The organism is Virgibacillus ihumii, from assembly GCF_902726655.1.
GTDB lineage: Bacteria > Bacillota > Bacilli > Bacillales > Amphibacillaceae > Lentibacillus > Lentibacillus ihumii.
The window spans coordinates 658,922-674,365 of the sequence record NZ_CACVAN010000001.1; the positions used below are offsets into that span (position 1 = coordinate 658,922).

Annotated in this window: 15 protein-coding genes; 13 read left to right on the forward strand and 2 right to left on the reverse strand. The window is 39.5% G+C overall.

Annotation, left to right across the window (positions count from 1 at the left end; translation table 11 throughout):
* Positions 1–371 precede the first annotated feature (371 nt).
* The 3 genes from HUX68_RS03200 to HUX68_RS03210 all read left to right on the forward strand — a co-directional run bounded on the left by HUX68_RS03200 (position 372) and on the right by HUX68_RS03210 (position 3,637).
* On the forward strand, positions 372–1,625 hold the full coding sequence (locus HUX68_RS03200) for an Nramp family divalent metal transporter (protein WP_174613405.1): 1,254 nt from the start codon (positions 372–374) through the stop codon (positions 1,623–1,625).
* Positions 1,626–1,861: 236 nt separating this feature from the next.
* A complete protein-coding gene (locus tag HUX68_RS03205) occupies positions 1,862–2,017 on the forward strand; it encodes a DUF1540 domain-containing protein (RefSeq protein WP_174613407.1) in 156 nt (51 codons plus the stop codon).
* Between the two features lie 375 nt (positions 2,018–2,392).
* Complete coding sequence (locus HUX68_RS03210) at positions 2,393–3,637, forward strand: YeeE/YedE family protein (protein WP_174613409.1); 1,245 nt, start codon at positions 2,393–2,395, stop codon at positions 3,635–3,637.
* A gap of 55 nt (positions 3,638–3,692) precedes the next feature.
* Here the strand turns inward: HUX68_RS03210 and lexA are convergent, their stop codons facing one another.
* Complete coding sequence (gene lexA, locus HUX68_RS03215) at positions 3,693–4,316, reverse strand: transcriptional repressor LexA (RefSeq protein ID WP_174613410.1); 624 nt, start codon at positions 4,314–4,316, stop codon at positions 3,693–3,695.
* A 280-nt stretch (positions 4,317–4,596) separates the two neighbouring features.
* On the opposite strand from lexA, the gene HUX68_RS03220 reads away from it, so the two are divergent.
* The 8 genes from HUX68_RS03220 to HUX68_RS03255 all read left to right on the forward strand — a co-directional run bounded on the left by HUX68_RS03220 (position 4,597) and on the right by HUX68_RS03255 (position 10,548).
* On the forward strand, positions 4,597–5,235 hold the full coding sequence (locus tag HUX68_RS03220; RefSeq protein ID WP_174613412.1) for a YneB family resolvase-like protein: 639 nt from the start codon (positions 4,597–4,599) through the stop codon (positions 5,233–5,235).
* Positions 5,236–5,412: 177 nt separating this feature from the next.
* Complete coding sequence (locus HUX68_RS03225) at positions 5,413–5,646, forward strand: DUF896 domain-containing protein (RefSeq protein ID WP_174613414.1); 234 nt, start codon at positions 5,413–5,415, stop codon at positions 5,644–5,646.
* Positions 5,647–5,793: 147 nt separating this feature from the next.
* On the forward strand, positions 5,794–7,797 hold the full coding sequence (gene tkt, locus HUX68_RS03230) for a transketolase (RefSeq protein ID WP_174613416.1): 2,004 nt from the start codon (positions 5,794–5,796) through the stop codon (positions 7,795–7,797).
* A 136-nt stretch (positions 7,798–7,933) separates the two neighbouring features.
* On the forward strand, positions 7,934–8,392 hold the full coding sequence (sirA, locus tag HUX68_RS03235; protein ID WP_174613418.1) for a sporulation inhibitor of replication protein SirA: 459 nt from the start codon (positions 7,934–7,936) through the stop codon (positions 8,390–8,392).
* A 45-nt stretch (positions 8,393–8,437) separates the two neighbouring features.
* Complete coding sequence (locus HUX68_RS03240; RefSeq protein ID WP_174613420.1) at positions 8,438–8,659, forward strand: YneF family protein; 222 nt, start codon at positions 8,438–8,440, stop codon at positions 8,657–8,659.
* 160 nt (positions 8,660–8,819) lie between these two features.
* Positions 8,820–9,527, forward strand: coding sequence for a cytochrome c biogenesis CcdA family protein (locus HUX68_RS03245; RefSeq protein WP_174613422.1), 708 nt, complete (start codon positions 8,820–8,822; stop codon positions 9,525–9,527).
* Between the two features lie 68 nt (positions 9,528–9,595).
* Complete coding sequence (locus HUX68_RS03250; protein WP_174613424.1) at positions 9,596–10,027, forward strand: Na(+)/H(+) antiporter subunit B; 432 nt, start codon at positions 9,596–9,598, stop codon at positions 10,025–10,027.
* A gap of 53 nt (positions 10,028–10,080) precedes the next feature.
* Entirely contained in the window at positions 10,081–10,548 is a 468-nt protein-coding gene (locus tag HUX68_RS03255; RefSeq protein WP_174613425.1) for a CcdC family protein, read from the forward strand.
* A 27-nt stretch (positions 10,549–10,575) separates the two neighbouring features.
* Here HUX68_RS03255 and HUX68_RS03260 read toward each other — a convergent pair whose 3' ends face one another.
* Complete coding sequence (locus HUX68_RS03260; RefSeq protein ID WP_425509502.1) at positions 10,576–10,983, reverse strand: DUF2621 family protein; 408 nt, start codon at positions 10,981–10,983, stop codon at positions 10,576–10,578.
* 315 nt (positions 10,984–11,298) lie between these two features.
* Here HUX68_RS03260 and HUX68_RS03265 point away from each other — a divergent pair, with 315 nt between their 5' ends.
* Both HUX68_RS03265 and acnA read left to right on the forward strand, forming a co-directional pair.
* Positions 11,299–12,426, forward strand: coding sequence for an ATP-binding protein (locus HUX68_RS03265; protein ID WP_174613429.1), 1,128 nt, complete (start codon positions 11,299–11,301; stop codon positions 12,424–12,426).
* A 204-nt stretch (positions 12,427–12,630) separates the two neighbouring features.
* Positions 12,631–15,327, forward strand: a complete 2,697-nt coding sequence (acnA, locus tag HUX68_RS03270; protein ID WP_174613431.1) for an aconitate hydratase AcnA — start codon at positions 12,631–12,633, stop codon at positions 15,325–15,327.
* Positions 15,328–15,444: the final 117 nt, after the last annotated feature.

Consider the following 15,444-nt stretch of genomic DNA (forward strand, 5'->3'; position numbering starts at 1 on the left):
AAACAAATAATACATTTGTGTAAGTATAATTGTGAGCGACAAGCGATGGGACTGACACTAAATAGTCACTTATGAAGTGGCTTTTGGGGTCAGTCTCTTCTTTTTTACTGAAAAGAAATGGTATTAGTATTTGGGGTATTATTGGAGATAGTAACACTTCTGTATAAAGAAAGGGCGTGGAAATTTGAGTATAGAACAATTTCCCTTTGAATACCTCTCAGACTAGCACCAAATCGTTAAGTAAATTTCATTTGAGAACTTTTTAAGAATTAAATGAATTTCTGAATTGTATGATTTGAATTAATCATGTAAGATTGAGAACATTATATAATTTAATGTGAATCAAAAAAAGTGTACGAAAGGATGTGACTATGGAGGCCAAACAATCAGTTGTAGAAAAATCGGAGAAAAGGAAGTTATCGTTCATCGGACCTGGTCTGGTTGTAGCTGTGGCTGGCGTCGGTGCTGGTGATTTAGTTGCTGCCCTTGTAGCGGGTGCTGATTTTGGGCTTATGTTATTATGGGCAGTTATTTTAGGTGCATTTTTAAAATACGTTTTAAATGAAGGTGTAGGGCGCTGGTATTTAGCAACAGGACAAACCATTTTACAAGGATGGCGGTCCTTGGGAAGCTGGGTGTCAGGATATTATGTAGTCTATGTTGTCTTATTTGGCCTTATTTATGGTGCTGCTGTGACATCTGCGTGTGCTCTGTTTATATCAGCACTATTTCCGGTATTACCTGTATGGGGTTGGGCAATCATCCATGCATTGGTTGGCCTTGTAGTGGGATGGTTTGGAGGATATCAAAATTTTGAACGTATTATGCAGTTTTTTGTTATTGTGATGTTCATTACCGTGGTAGGCTCAGCGATATTGGTTTTTCCAAGCATTGGAGAATTAGCGAACGGGTTGATACCCAGAATGCCAACGGGTTCATTTTTACAAACCTTAGGACTGATTAGTGGTGTAGGCGGTGCTGCTTCCATCCCCTATTATTGCTATTGGATACGCGAAAAAAATTGGTATGGTGGTTCATGGATTCCTACTATGCGACTTGATTCTGCAGTAGCATATATTATTACAGGGATATTTTGCTTTGCGCTTATGATAGTAGCCTATCAATTTTTATATGGTGCAGGGATATCGATTTCAGGAAGTGAAGGACTTGTCACAATGGCTGAAATTTATGGGGAAAGGTTCGGAACTGTAGCTACTTGGTTACTTCTTATTGGGTTCTGGGCAGCTGCGTTCACATCTTTGCTTTCCGCTTTTAATGGGCTTCCTTATATTTTCACAGATTTTGTTCAATTATTAAAGAACAAAGATAAAGACTCAAATCGTGATATTTCCGAACAGGATCCTGCTTATCGTGCTTACTTGCTTTGGCTGACGTTTCCGTCCATGTTGTTTTTATTTGTGGACGATCCAGTTTTACTTGTTATGATTGGACTGGCATTTAGTGCAACAATTCTCCCCTTTCTTGCCATTACATTAATGTTGCTTTTAAATTCGAAAAAGGTAGTAAAACAATATCGAAATGGGATAGCCAATAACCTTATTTTAGGGGCGATCATTGTTATTTTTGTGGCTCTTGCAGCAATAGAGATATACAACACTTTTTGAATAGAAGATCGATGATGTTTTGTTATATGAGTTTGACAAAAAATACAGTGGGCCTGAAAAAATATCCGTTGTCAGTTTGCATGGAAATGTATAAAAATAAACCATTTAGAAACACCGCAAAGAGTATAATCTGCGCGGTGTTTTAATTTGAGTAAACATTATAATTAGTAAAGTATTTAATCGTTTTTATTTTTTATGTTTTGTTTGTCAATGATAAAGATGAAGGAGGTGTTAAAATGGCAAAGGATGTACTTTGCGAGGTAAATAATTGTACTTATTGGGGCGATGGCAATATTTGTAACGCTGACCGGATATATGTTGTTACCCACAAACAGTCGAAAGCCAGAACAACAGAGGAAACCGATTGCAAAACGTTTGAACCTAGAAGTTAAAGAGTAAGTCACTTCAAGTTCAGATGAAAGCTAATTTTAATTAGGGGCGTGTTGGAGAATTTTATATTCTTCAGCACGCATGATTGTTAATGTCCTTAACGGAGTTGCAAGATTTCGAACAGCTTTAAATCATGAATAACTACTCCGTACATAAATATAAACTTGTATCCTTTGAATTTTACTGTTCAAAGGGTTTTTGTTGGCAAATAAAGTATAAAATCCTTTCTTACTGATAAGTGAAACTATGGCTGTCACCTAAAGGGTTGGTGAAACCAAGTTTTCTAATGACAAATTTTCATTATTGACTTTTACGCAGTGATGTATTAGCCTTTAAATTAATTCCGAGTAAATTTATGAGAAATGGAGGCTATAATTATGGCGATTCCAAGTAATGTCATGAAAGATGCGAGTGGAGAGAAGCATCCATCTCTGCCGTCTCCCCAAAAAACGAAGATTACAATCGGAATAATGATTATCGCACTATTAAGTTATGCAATTATGACTACTGCAGGGCTTAAGAATACAATGACAATGTGGGTCGGGCTGCTTTTGGGTATTACTCTATTTCATGCCCGTTTTGGTTTTACCTCGGCTTTCAGAAGGCTAATGTCAGTTGGCAATGGGCAGGCAATGCGTGCGCACATGATTATGATGGCTGTTGCCTGTACATTATTCGCTCCTATATTATCAATGGGATTAGGATTTTTCGGAAATGACCCATCAGGATATGTTTCCCCTGTTGGAACGAGTGTTGTTGTAGGTGCTTTTATATTTGGAATAGGCATGCAGCTTGGCGGTGGATGTGCATCCGGAACACTATATGCGGTTGGCGGAGGTCGTACTGCAATGTTCGTAACACTGCTTGCATTTATTGTTGGTTCTGTGCTGGGAGCATGGCATTGGAATTTTTGGGTTAATGAAACACCATCATTTCCGGCAATTTCACTGGCAACCAGTACGGATTTGGGGTATGTTGGTGCCTGGGCTGTACAGATCATTCTTTTTGGATTGATTTTCGGGGCTGCATACTATTTTGACAAAAAACGAACACCACCTGTTATAAAGCCGGTGCCAAGTGAAAAAGGCTGGGTTCGAATACTGCGTGGATCGTGGCCGTTATGGGTTGCGGCAATTCTATTAGCGGTTTTTAATGCATTAACGTTATTGGTAAGAGGTACCCCTTGGGGTGTTACATCTGCTTTTGCTCTGTGGGGGTCCAAAATAGCAATGTTCTTCGGCATCGATGTCACCGAATGGGTTTATTGGTCCGGCGAACGTGCCGCTTCATTGGATCAATCTGTTCTTATGCACTCAACAAGTGTCCTGGACTTTGGCGTTATTCTTGGCGCCTTTTTGGCTTCAACTGCCGGAGGTATTTTTACGCTTAGAAAGATTGGATTGAAACGAATTTCAGCTGCGGTAATTGGCGGTATCCTGATGGGGTATGGTTCAAGGATTGCCTTTGGATGTAATATCGGTGCGTATTTTGGCGGGATTGCTTCATTCAGCCTTCATGGTTGGGTTTGGATGATTATGGCACTTGCCGGTACTTTCCTCGCGCTTTATTTACGACCGTTGTTTGGCATGTCGGTACCAAAGCCGAAAGACACATTTTGCTAGTTTAATAGATACGAAAAAGCATCCGTCAGCAGTAAAATGACGGATGCTTTCTTAATTAGTGAATATTTCGGTATAATCCAATTACCTTGCCAAGTATTGTTACATTTGGATAGATGAGCGGGTCCATTGTAGCATTCTCCGGCTGCAGACGAATATGGTTCTTTTCCTTAAAGAATCGTTTAACCGTTGCTTCGTCCTCCTCCGTCATGGCAACAACAATATCTCCATTTTGTGCTGTGTTCTGCTGTTTTACAATCACCATGTCACCATCCAAAATACCAGCTTCAATCATACTTTCACCTTCTATGACCAGAACAAATAAATTGTCATCTGGTCCGGCACTTGAACTGGGCAGCGGTACAAATTCCTCAATATTTTCCACAGCAGTAATCGGTAAACCAGCTGTTACTTTACCTATTACTGGCGCATAGCGTGCTTCTTCCTGCGGTATGTTCATATCTTCGGATAGATCCAAGACTTCGATTGCTCTTGGTTTTGTTGGATCCCTTCTGATAAATCCCTTGCTTTCAAGTCTGGCTAAATGGCCATGTACTGTCGAACTGGATGCAAGTCCCACAGCTACTGCAATTTCACGAACGGAAGGTGGATATCCTTTTTCTTTTACCTGTTCCTTTATATAGTCGAGTATTGCCTGCTGCCTCTTGGATAGTTTGTTCATCTATTAAACACCTCGCGCATAGTATTTATTAATGATAGTTTATCATTAAAATTTAGGGAAAGCAAACATTCGTTCGAAAAAAGGTTGACAAGATCATTTGTTCGTATATAATGAAATATAGAGATGCGAACAGAGGTTCTAAATTTACGATGAAGGGACTGATAAATATGTTTGAAAAGATTACGAAGACAGATGTATTTTATATAGTTGCTTTTGCATTGGCGCTGGTGTTTTTATATTTTACAATGGTTACAAGTGCATAATACAAGGAGTTATTCCAATGAGAGCAGTCATATATTGCAGGGTAAGTACCAACAAGAAGGCACAGGAAACCTCCTTAGCCAGACAAAAGGAAGAACTGATAAAATTGGCAAACAGGAATAATTTTACGATCATAACAGCTATTGAAGAACAGGAAAGCGGCTATGAGATTGACAGAGAAGGTATTTTTGAAATGCTTGATTATTTTTCAGATGGACAAGCAGATATATTGCTGATACAGGATGAAACAAGACTGGGCAGAGGAAATACCAAAATTGCACTATTTCATCAATTACAGAAATTAAAAGTGCCTATATATACAAGTTTACACGGTGGAGAAGTGGAAGTTTCAGAATCTGATTCCATGGTATTGCAAATTGTCGGCATCGTCGAAGAGTATCAACGTAAACTTCAAAATGCTAAAATCAGGCGCGGTATGAAACGGGCAGTCCGTGATGGTTTTAATCCGGGTCAAAATTTAACCAACCGTAATCAGGCACCCGGCCGTGAAAGGGTAGTGTTCCCAATTGAAGAAGTCGTTCAATTAAGACAGAATGAAATGACCTTCGAAGAAATAACCCGCAGGCTTAATAATTTAGGTTATTCCGTTTCTAAAGCAACAGTTCATCGCAGATATCAGGAATACGTAAATTCTTGAATCTGCTCTATATAAAAGGTAGTATTGAGAGGCAGGAACACCAATATGTTCTTGCCTTTTTTCTAATGTCAGATATTATAAATGAAACAATACCTTATTAAGGAAGACTTCGGCACTCATTACAAATTTGGGTTGAATGCCGGGCTTATCCAATATGCAGTGACCAGGAGGGTTTGCATGATTTCAAAAGAAAAATTGAATCGTATAAATGAGCTTGCTAAAAAATCAAAAGAATCAGGACTGACTGACGCTGAAAAAGCGGAACAAAAAGAGTTAAGACAGGAATATTTGAAGAATGTCCGCAAATCATTTAAAAATCAATTCAAGTCGATGACTGTGATGGACCGCGAAGGCAATGATGTCACACCAAAAAAAGTGCGGGATTTACAGGAACGTAATAAAAAGCATTGATTGGTTATTGGTAATTGTCCCAATGGTGCTCCGGATTTGACGTAGCATATATATCAATGGGCTCCTGAAAAAACTTGTTACGAGTATGTTTTCGTTATAGAATAAAAAAGGATACAAACAAGAATTGAATCGGAAAGGGGAATTTCATTGTCACAGAACACAGAACAACTATCGATTAATACAATTCGTACCTTGGCAATTGATGCTATTGAAAATGCCAATTCAGGTCACCCGGGCTTGCCGATGGGGGCTGCCCCTATGGCCTATACGTTATGGACCGACTTTATGACCCACAATCCGAAAAACTCCAAATGGTTTAACCGTGACCGTTTTGTATTATCGGCTGGTCATGGCTCCATGCTGCAATACGGTTTATTGCATCTGTCCGGTTATGACGTAACGATTGATGATTTAAAATCATTCCGTCAGTGGGGCTCTAGAACACCAGGACACCCGGAGGTTCATCACACAGATGGTGTAGAGGCAACCACAGGACCACTTGGACAAGGACTTGCTATGTCAGTAGGGATGGCGATGGCCGAGACACACTTAGCTTCCCTTTATAATAAAGAGGATATCAACATTGTCGACCATTACACGTACGCAATTGTGAGTGACGGCGATCTGATGGAAGGTATTTCACATGAGTCTGCATCCCTTGCAGGCCATTTGGGGTTAGGTAAACTCATCGCGTTGTATGATTCCAATGACATTTCGCTTGACGGTGACTTGGATCGTGCATTTTCCGACGATACGGAAAGCCGCTTCAAGGCATATGGCTGGCAGGTTATTCGCGTAGAAGATGGTAATAATCTGACGGAAATCCGCAATGCGATTAAAGAGGCAAAAGAAAACACGGAACAACCTACGTTAATCGAGGTTAAAACGGTTATTGGCTATGGTTCGCCAAACAAATCGGCTTCTGCTGCTTCACATGGTGCTCCACTTGGTGCGGATGAAGTAAAATTGACAAAAGAATATTATAAATGGACACATGATGATTTTCATGTGCCGGAAGAAGTATATGCTGACTTTAATGAAAAAATCGGAAAAGATGGAGCAGACGCTGAGGATAATTGGAATGCTCTATTTGCTTCCTATAAAGAAAAATATCCCGACGCTGCGAGGGAACTGGAACTTGCGATGAAAGGTGAACTGCCGGAAAACTGGAACGAAAATCTTCCCGTCTATGAGGCCGGGAAAGATTCTGCAGCAACCAGAGCCACTTCAGGAGAGGTACTCAATGAAATTTCCAAAGCTGTTCCGTATTTCTTTGGGGGCAGTGCAGATTTGGCAGGTTCCAACAAAACAACGGTTAAAAATGAAGAAGACTTTTCGTTGCAAAATCACGCAGGTAAGAACATCTGGTTTGGTGTTCGTGAATTTGCTATGGCTGCCGCAACCAATGGAATGGCATTGCATGGCGGATTAAAAGTATATGCCGGTACTTTCTTTGTATTCAGTGACTACATGCGCCCGGCAATTCGTCTATCGGCAATTATGAATACACCAGTGACGTACGTGTTTACACACGATTCGATTGCAGTAGGGGAAGATGGTCCAACTCACGAACCAATCGAACAGTTGGCGTCACTCCGGGCAATGCCTGGCCTGTCATTGATTCGTCCTGCAGATGGAAATGAAGTACAGGCAGCCTGGAGACTTGCACTTGAGGCAGAAGACAAGCCGACGGCCCTGGTACTGACCAGACAGGGACTGCCTACACTGAAAGGTACACAGGAAAATGCATATGAAGGTGTCAAAAAAGGTGCTTATGTTGTAAGTAAATCAGATAAAGAAACACCTGATGCATTACTACTTGCGACTGGTTCTGAAGTGCAGCTTGCTGTCAAAGCAAAAGATGCACTGAAAGAAAAAGGTATTGATGTGAATGTTATCAGCATGCCGTCCTGGGATCGTTTTAACAGCCAGGATCAGGCATATAAAAACAATGTGATTTTGCCGAAAGTGAAGAATCGTGTTGCGATCGAAATGGCATCACCATTTGGATGGGAACGTTATGTTGGTGAAAACGGAAAAGTGATTGGCATTGATACATTCGGTGCTTCAGCTAAAGGTGACAAAGTGGTGGAAGAATATGGTTTCACCGTTGAAAATGTAGTGCAGCAAGTCGAATCATATGTAGACTAAGCTATATTGCAGGATGGCCTTCCTTCAGGGAGGTCATCTTTTATATTTTGACAAAACTAGTGCTTATTTGCTACGGGTTATGACAAAATTTAAAAATGAAATGCGTATAATAGAAAGTAAATGAGGAGGGATTTTGTTGAATCAATACAGCATTTACTGGATAAAAGAAGAATTTGCGCATCATTTTTTTCATAAAAGTCATATCCTTTACCGTTTTTTAAGAGCGTATCAAATAGAAGAAAACCGGGAAGACCTAAAAAATCAGTTTGAATTTATAACAAACCCTTTTCCTAAGAAAGAGCTGATTGCCCATCTTTCACACAACAAATCTGATAATGTACATGTGAGCTGGCAGGAAAGCAACGTGGAAATTTGGAAAGATATGCAATATATTTCTTTACATATTCATCAAAAACATATAAACTTTCGTAGTGAGATATTGCATGATGCCGAAAATTTGCTGTTTCCGGCACTCCGACTATTTCAGCCGGTGTTATTTATTATGAGTAATAATGTGGATCATTACGGTTGGTTATCTCCGGTAATTCAAAGAAAAAGGGACAAGACTGAACAAGTATTGTATTCTTATCTTTGATTTACTATACTGTATGAGGGACAACACGAAGGAGGAAAGTTTGCTATGGATGTAATTTGGGTTGTACTAATAGCTGTCGTTGCATTAATTGCCGGTGTTGCGCTTGGATTCTTCATCGCACGAAAATATATGATGAACTATTTGAAGAAAAACCCACCAATTAATGAACAGATGCTTCGTACATTAATGATGCAGATGGGCCAGAAGCCATCACAAAAGAAAATTAATCAGATGATGCGTTCGATGAATAATCAGCAGAACAAATAACAAGCACTTATACTATATGTGTGCATACCCCCTTGTTTCGGAATGGTAACAAGGGGTGTTTTCGTATAGCGAAGTGTCGGTTTATTGTCAAAATCAATTCCTTTCCATTTTGTTTGCATCTGCTAAAATAGGTGAAAGAAGGAGTTGGGAGGGGTTTACGATGTCGGAAGAAATCAACATATTCATTGCATTTGGTGCTGGTTTGTTATCTTTTATCTCGCCGTGTGTGCTGCCTTTATATCCGGCATTTTTGTCCTATATTACCGGAATGAGTGTAAATGAGATTAAAGAAGACAACAAAATGCTTAACCGGAAAAGCATGCTGCATACCTTGTTCTTTTTGCTTGGCTTTTCGTGTATTTTTATCGTAATGGGATATACATCCAATGTGTTTTCGGATTTCCTTGACGACTATCAAGACATTATCCGGCAAGTCGGTGCGCTTGTCATCGTATTTTTCGGTTTTGTCATTGTGGGTATATTGAACTTTGAATTCCTTATGAAGGATAAAAAAATCACCTTTAAAAATCGTCCGGCCGGATTTGCCGGCTCGTTTTTGATTGGTTTGGCGTTCTCGCTGGGGTGGACACCGTGTATGGGACCGATTCTCATGGTGGTTCTATCACTTACCGCTACAAATCCTGATCTGGGAATGGTCATGATGATCAGTTATATTCTTGGTTTTTCCATACCATTTTTCATTCTGTCATTCTTCATTGGAAAATTGGGGTGGATTAAACGAAACAGTGCGAAGATTGTTAAGGTCGGCGGTTATCTCATGATTTTTATGGGAATTGCACTTTTCTTTAATTGGATGGGCAAATTAACGGCATTTCTAGCCGGGTGGTTTGGTTTCACAGGCTTTTAAAAGTAGATTTTTTTTAATCATTATATTACACTTTAATTAGCAGATACCGTTTAAAAAGGAGCTTCACTATGTACAAACCAAACGATCTTATTTTGCGGACAACAACATCGATTATCGTTTTCATTTTGCTTGGTTTTTCGATTTACTTGTTGCTGGCCGGGCATAATTCTCCGGGAGGAGGATTTATCGGCGGGTTGATGACAGCATCTGCAATACTGCTTTTATACATATCATACGGATCAAAAGCCATCGAAAAAATATTGCCGATTAATTACCGTTTGTTAATTCCGATTGGACTGTTAATTGCCCTTGGAACTGGTATAGGGTCATTCTTTTTTAATGTTCCGTTTTTATCCCAGACCTTCACTTATGTACAGATTCCGTTTTTTGGAAAAATGGAGCTTGCCACGGCCATGCTGTTTGATGTCGGCGTTTATGTTACAGTGTTGGGTGTTACACTTACAATCATTTTGTCTATTTCAAGGGATCAAAAATCGTGAAGTAAAGCTGTTGTCCCGGTTACATATGCTGCAGTTGAAAGGGTAGATCAGGCATGTTTTGGATAATTGCAAGCACAGTGGTTGCTGCGTTTATGGCTGTTACAATGATTTTTGTCCGTTTGAAAGCCGCCAAACAGCCAGCTTCTGTCAAAAAAATAATATTGCCGCCGCTGTTTATGAGCACAGGTGCATTCATGTTCCTGTTTCCAGTGTTTCAGGTTGAATGGCTGCAAGTGCTTGAGGCATTCAGCGTAGGGGTGGTTTTTTCCATATTCCTGATTAAAACATCGAAATTTGAAATCAGGAGTAATGATATTTATCTTATTCCGTCCAAATCCTTTGTCTTTATTTTATTCGGATTATTGGCTATCAGGGTTATCATAAAACTTGTTATTGGTGGAACGATTTCTCTGGGAGAAACCAGTGGCATGTTCTTTTTACTTGCGTTTGGCATGATTCTGTCCTGGCGACTTGCAATGTTATACAAATATAAAAAACTTGAGAAACAGCTTGAGTATTAAAAAATGCGTCTTCAACAGACGCATTTTTTAATACTCGAAAAACCTTTCATACGGCGTGACATCAATATTTTTTTGATCCAATTTTTTCCTTAAAAATTTGTGGTCCCGTTTTGGTGTAGCAAGGATATAACCTTCGATAAGAACATCCTGTGTAATAACTTTTCGTTTTTTTTGCAGTGCAACTTCTCCAATTTTACTGGCGATTTTTTGTCTGGCAATATCCCTGAACAGTTCCGGAACAGGTGTAACCAAATCCTCCAGAAGTTCTTTTTCCGGTTTACGCCACATATGTCTTGTCTTTTCCATGTAAAATTCTTCCCAGTCCATTTTTGATTTGCCATCCTCTTTTGGCAACTTTTTCAAAAATTTCCGAAACATAAAAAATCCGCCGATTCCCATTAGGGTAATCAGCAAAAAACCCCACATAACTATCATGTAATCCCCAATTGCTGACATAATTCATCACTCGATTCCTGTAAATTAAACACATGTACTTTTTTAAGGCAAATTATTCCACATGAATCATTTATTTTTATGTATAATTATAGTAAAATTAAGATTACTTGCTTGTATAAAATAAACGTTTGAATAATTTTGTAGATTTTAGTCATTTTTTTACTATTGCTTAATATAATTATAATAGGGCGTCATGATACATACAAGGCTTACATATCATAATTTTTTAAATCAGTTACATGGTTGGATAGTTGGATTGATTCGTAATAAATGCGGTACCTGGGAGGGAAAGTGATGGAAAGCAGAAACAGTAATTACGGTAACACGAATACGGAACACTCCAAAATTTCACATTGTTCACAGGTTGAGGAGTTTTTCCCCGGGTTGGCTTCCCTGCCAAAAACACTGCTTAAATGGATTGATGAAAACAGTAATGACATTGTAACTGTATGCGAAGAGAACGGTAAACTGATTTTTGTATCCCAGTCTGTGGAACAATTATTAGGGTATAAACCTGATGAATTGCTGGGTTCTGATTGGTATGAATATATTGCTCGTGATGATATGGAGTATTTGAAGAAAAATATGAACAATTTAGAAGAAGAAAATGGAAAACCATTCAATATTCACATTCGTAACTGGAGTGGTAAATATATTTGGACGGAACATATCATATCACGGGTTCAGGATAAGTTCGGGAAACTGTTTTTTGTCTCTATTGTTAAAGATATTACGGATAAAAAAGAAGCCGAAGAAATGATGGTCCGTTCGGAAAAGATGTCTGTCGCTGGGCAGCTTGCTGCCGGAATAGCACATGAAATCCGTAATCCGCTGACATCTTTGAAAGGTTTTTTACAGTTGATTCAAGCTGGTGTGAACCGGAAAGAGGAATACTATAAAATAATGATTGATGAAATTGAGAAAATGGAAACCATAACATCGGAACTACTGTTTATATCGAAGCCGCTTACGGATAATAAGCGTGTTGAATCAGTAGTAAGTATGGTGGAAGATGTGATTACATTGCTTAAGCCGCAAGCCGGATTAAAAAATATTGAAGTTGCATGCAGCATCCCCGATGATTATTCCGTTTTTTGTGATCGGTCCCAGATTAAACAGGTATTGATTAACCTCGTTAAAAATGCGATTGAGGCAATGGAGGAACCAGGAAAAATTCATATTCATGCTGCAGTTCAAGATGAGCAATTAGCGGTGGAGGTAATTGACCAGGGAGTTGGAGTACCGGAAGAATTAATACATAAACTTGGCGAACCGTTTTTCACGACGAAACAAAATGGAACAGGTCTTGGTATCATGATTATTCGACAAATCCTGGAAAAACATGATGGAGAATTGGAGATACAGCAGAATGAGTCAAAGGGAAGCACCTTTCGAATTAAACTGCCTTCCATGGAACTATAAATAAATTGCTTATCTATAATTAACATTGCAGGAAATCTATAAAATGTATAATTATAATTTATCAGTCTATATAACTATTTAATATAGGCTGAACCGTAATATTCATTTGTCTTCTATACTATTTTCATATAAAATGTACTGGTAGAACGTTTGTCGAAATATTAGTTATTTACGGCATTCAGTAAGAGAGGAGTTTCATTTTATATGGGTATTGATGCGAAAAAGCAGTTTGAATTGAATGGTAAAACGTATAACTATTATGAATTGCAAGCTCTTGAAAATGCTGGACTTGGAAAAGTCTCCCGCTTACCATTCTCCATTCGTGTTCTTTTGGAATCACTTGTCCGTCAGCGTGATGGTCATGTAATTAAGGATGAACATATTGAAGGGTTATCCCAATGGGGAACAGATAGTGGCGGAAACGTGGATGTGCCTTTCAAACCATCCCGAATCATTTTACAGGATTTTACCGGTGTACCTGCAGTAGTAGATCTTGCTTCATTACGGAAAGCAATGGTTGATATGGGTGGCGAACCCGATAAAATCAATCCTGAAGTGCCTGTTGACCTGGTTATTGACCACTCCGTACAGGTTGATGAATATGGTACGCCAAATGCATTAAAAGCAAATATGGAACTTGAGTTTGAACGGAATGCTGAACGGTATGAGTTTCTTCACTGGGCTCAAAAAGCATTTGAAAACTATCGTGCCGTTCCACCGGCAACCGGTATTGTACACCAGGTAAACTTGGAGTACATTGCCAATGTTGTTCATGGTTTGGAAAATGAAGATGGAACATATGATGCATTCCCTGATACATTATTCGGTACAGACTCCCATACGACCATGATCAATGGTTTGGGCGTACTTGGCTGGGGTGTAGGCGGTATTGAAGCTGAAGCCGGTATGCTTGGTCAGCCTTCTTATTTCCCAGCGCCGGAAGTTATCGGTGTTAAGTTCACTGGAAGTTTTCCACAAGGCACTACAGCAACAGACCTGGCGCTGAAAGTTACCCAGGTTTTACGTGAGAAAAAAGTAGTTGGCAAGTTTGTGGAGTATTTCGGTCCTGGACTGAAGGATATGCCGCTTGCTGACCGTGCAACGATTTCCAACATGGCGCCTGAATATGGTGCAACGTGCGGTTTCTTCCCGGTTGATGATGAATCACTGAACTATCTTAGTCTGACCGGACGCAGCGACGAACAAATTGAATTAGTAGAAAAGTATTGTAAAGCTAACAATCTATGGTATTCACCTGATCAGCCAGATCCTGAATACACAGATCTTGTTGAGATTAATTTATCCGAACTGGAACCAAACCTGTCTGGTCCGAAACGTCCACAGGATTTGATTGCTTTATCAAACATGAAAGAAGAGTTCAATAAAGCTGTTACGGCACCATCTGGTAACCAGGGACTTGGACTTGATAAATCAGAGTTTGATAAAGAGGCAGTTGTTGAGCATCCAAACGGTGACAAATCGGTTATGAAAACAGGTGCGATTGCGATTGCAGCAATTACATCATGTACGAATACATCAAACCCGTATGTAATGCTTGGAGCTGGCTTGCTTGCTAAAAATGCAGTCGAAAAAGGTCTGCAAGTACCGGGATATGTCAAAACTTCATTGGCACCGGGTTCGAAAGTTGTTACACGATATCTCGAAGATTCTGGTCTGATGGATTATCTCGATAATCTTGGCTTTAATCTTGTCGGATATGGCTGTACAACATGTATCGGTAACTCCGGTCCATTGCGTGAGGAAATTGAGAAAGCTATTTCCAAAGAGGATTTGACTGTATCATCTGTTCTTTCAGGTAACCGTAACTTTGAAGGACGTATTCACCCGCTTGTTAAGGCAAACTATCTTGCTTCACCTCCATTGGTAGTTGCATACGCACTGGCAGGTAATGTGGATGTCAATTTAACAACTGATGCATTAGGTTATGATGCAGATGGTGAACCTGTTTACCTGAACGATATCTGGCCTTCAATGGCTGAAATTAAAGAAGCAGTTCAGAGCACTGTTAATCCTGATATCTTCAGGAAAGAATACAAGAGTGTATTCGACTCCAATGAAAAATGGAATGAAATCCAAACAACGGATGAGCCGTTATTTGAATGGGACAGTGAATCAACGTATATTCAAAACCCTCCATTTTTCGAAGGGCTGTCAAAAGAAGCCGGTAAAGTCAATCCGTTGAATGATTTGCGTGTCGTTGGTAAGTTTGGGGATTCCGTAACAACGGACCATATTTCACCAGCAGGCGCGATTGCTAAGGATATGCCGGCAGGACAGTATTTGCAGGAAAAAGGTGTGTCACCAAGAAACTTTAACTCGTATGGTTCCCGTCGCGGAAATCACGAGGTAATGATGCGTGGTACATTTGCTAATATCCGTATCCGTAACTTGTTAGCACAAGGTAAAGAAGGCGGCTATACAACGTATTGGCCAACTGAAGAAGTAATGCCAATTTATGATGCTGCTATGAAATATCAGGAAGATGGCACTGGCCTTATGGTAATCGGTGGTAAAGATTACGGTATGGGCTCCTCCCGTGACTGGGCGGCAAAAGGCACCATCCTGCTTGGAATTAAGACAGTTATCGCCGAAAGCTTTGAACGTATTCATCGCTCAAATCTGGTTATGATGGGTGTTCTTCCATTGCAGTTCGAAGATGGAGACAGCGCTGATAAGCTTGGCTTAACTGGAAAAGAATCATTTGATGTGGAAATCGATGAAAATGTTAAGCCGCATGACCGTGTCAAAGTTACGGCTGTTGATGAAGACGGTAAGAAGACCGAATTTCATGTTATTGCTCGTTTTGACAGTGATGTTGAAATTGATTACTATCGTCATGGCGGTATTCTACAGATGGTATTGCGTAACAAATTGCAATAAGAATTTTATTATAAACCAGTACACCATTGAAAGGGTGTGCTGGTTTTTTGACGTATTTATGAATAATAATCCTGAATGCTTTACATATAGATAAAATAGACATACCATACATAATAG

Bases quoted from the DNA above. Each gene is read 5' to 3' on its own strand.
- HUX68_RS03225 (WP_174613414.1), top strand. From the start codon at position 5,413: ATGATTTCAAAAGAAAAATTGAATCGTATAAATGAGCTTGCTAAAAAA.
- HUX68_RS03240 (WP_174613420.1), top strand. From the start codon at position 8,438: ATGGATGTAATTTGGGTTGTACTAATAGCTGTCGTTGCATTAATTGCC.
- acnA (WP_174613431.1), top strand. From the start codon at position 12,631: ATGGGTATTGATGCGAAAAAGCAGTTTGAATTGAATGGTAAAACGTAT.
- HUX68_RS03265 (WP_174613429.1), top strand. From the start codon at position 11,299: ATGGAAAGCAGAAACAGTAATTACGGTAACACGAATACGGAACACTCC.
- lexA (WP_174613410.1), bottom strand. From the start codon at position 4,316: ATGAACAAACTATCCAAGAGGCAGCAGGCAATACTCGACTATATAAAG.
- HUX68_RS03210 (WP_174613409.1), top strand. From the start codon at position 2,393: ATGGCGATTCCAAGTAATGTCATGAAAGATGCGAGTGGAGAGAAGCAT.
- HUX68_RS03260 (WP_425509502.1), bottom strand. From the start codon at position 10,983: ATGATAGTTATGTGGGGTTTTTTGCTGATTACCCTAATGGGAATCGGC.
- HUX68_RS03250 (WP_174613424.1), top strand. From the start codon at position 9,596: ATGTACAAACCAAACGATCTTATTTTGCGGACAACAACATCGATTATC.
- HUX68_RS03220 (WP_174613412.1), top strand. From the start codon at position 4,597: ATGAGAGCAGTCATATATTGCAGGGTAAGTACCAACAAGAAGGCACAG.
- HUX68_RS03200 (WP_174613405.1), top strand. From the start codon at position 372: ATGGAGGCCAAACAATCAGTTGTAGAAAAATCGGAGAAAAGGAAGTTA.
- HUX68_RS03245 (WP_174613422.1), top strand. From the start codon at position 8,820: ATGTCGGAAGAAATCAACATATTCATTGCATTTGGTGCTGGTTTGTTA.
- HUX68_RS03205 (WP_174613407.1), top strand. From the start codon at position 1,862: ATGGCAAAGGATGTACTTTGCGAGGTAAATAATTGTACTTATTGGGGC.
- HUX68_RS03255 (WP_174613425.1), top strand. From the start codon at position 10,081: ATGTTTTGGATAATTGCAAGCACAGTGGTTGCTGCGTTTATGGCTGTT.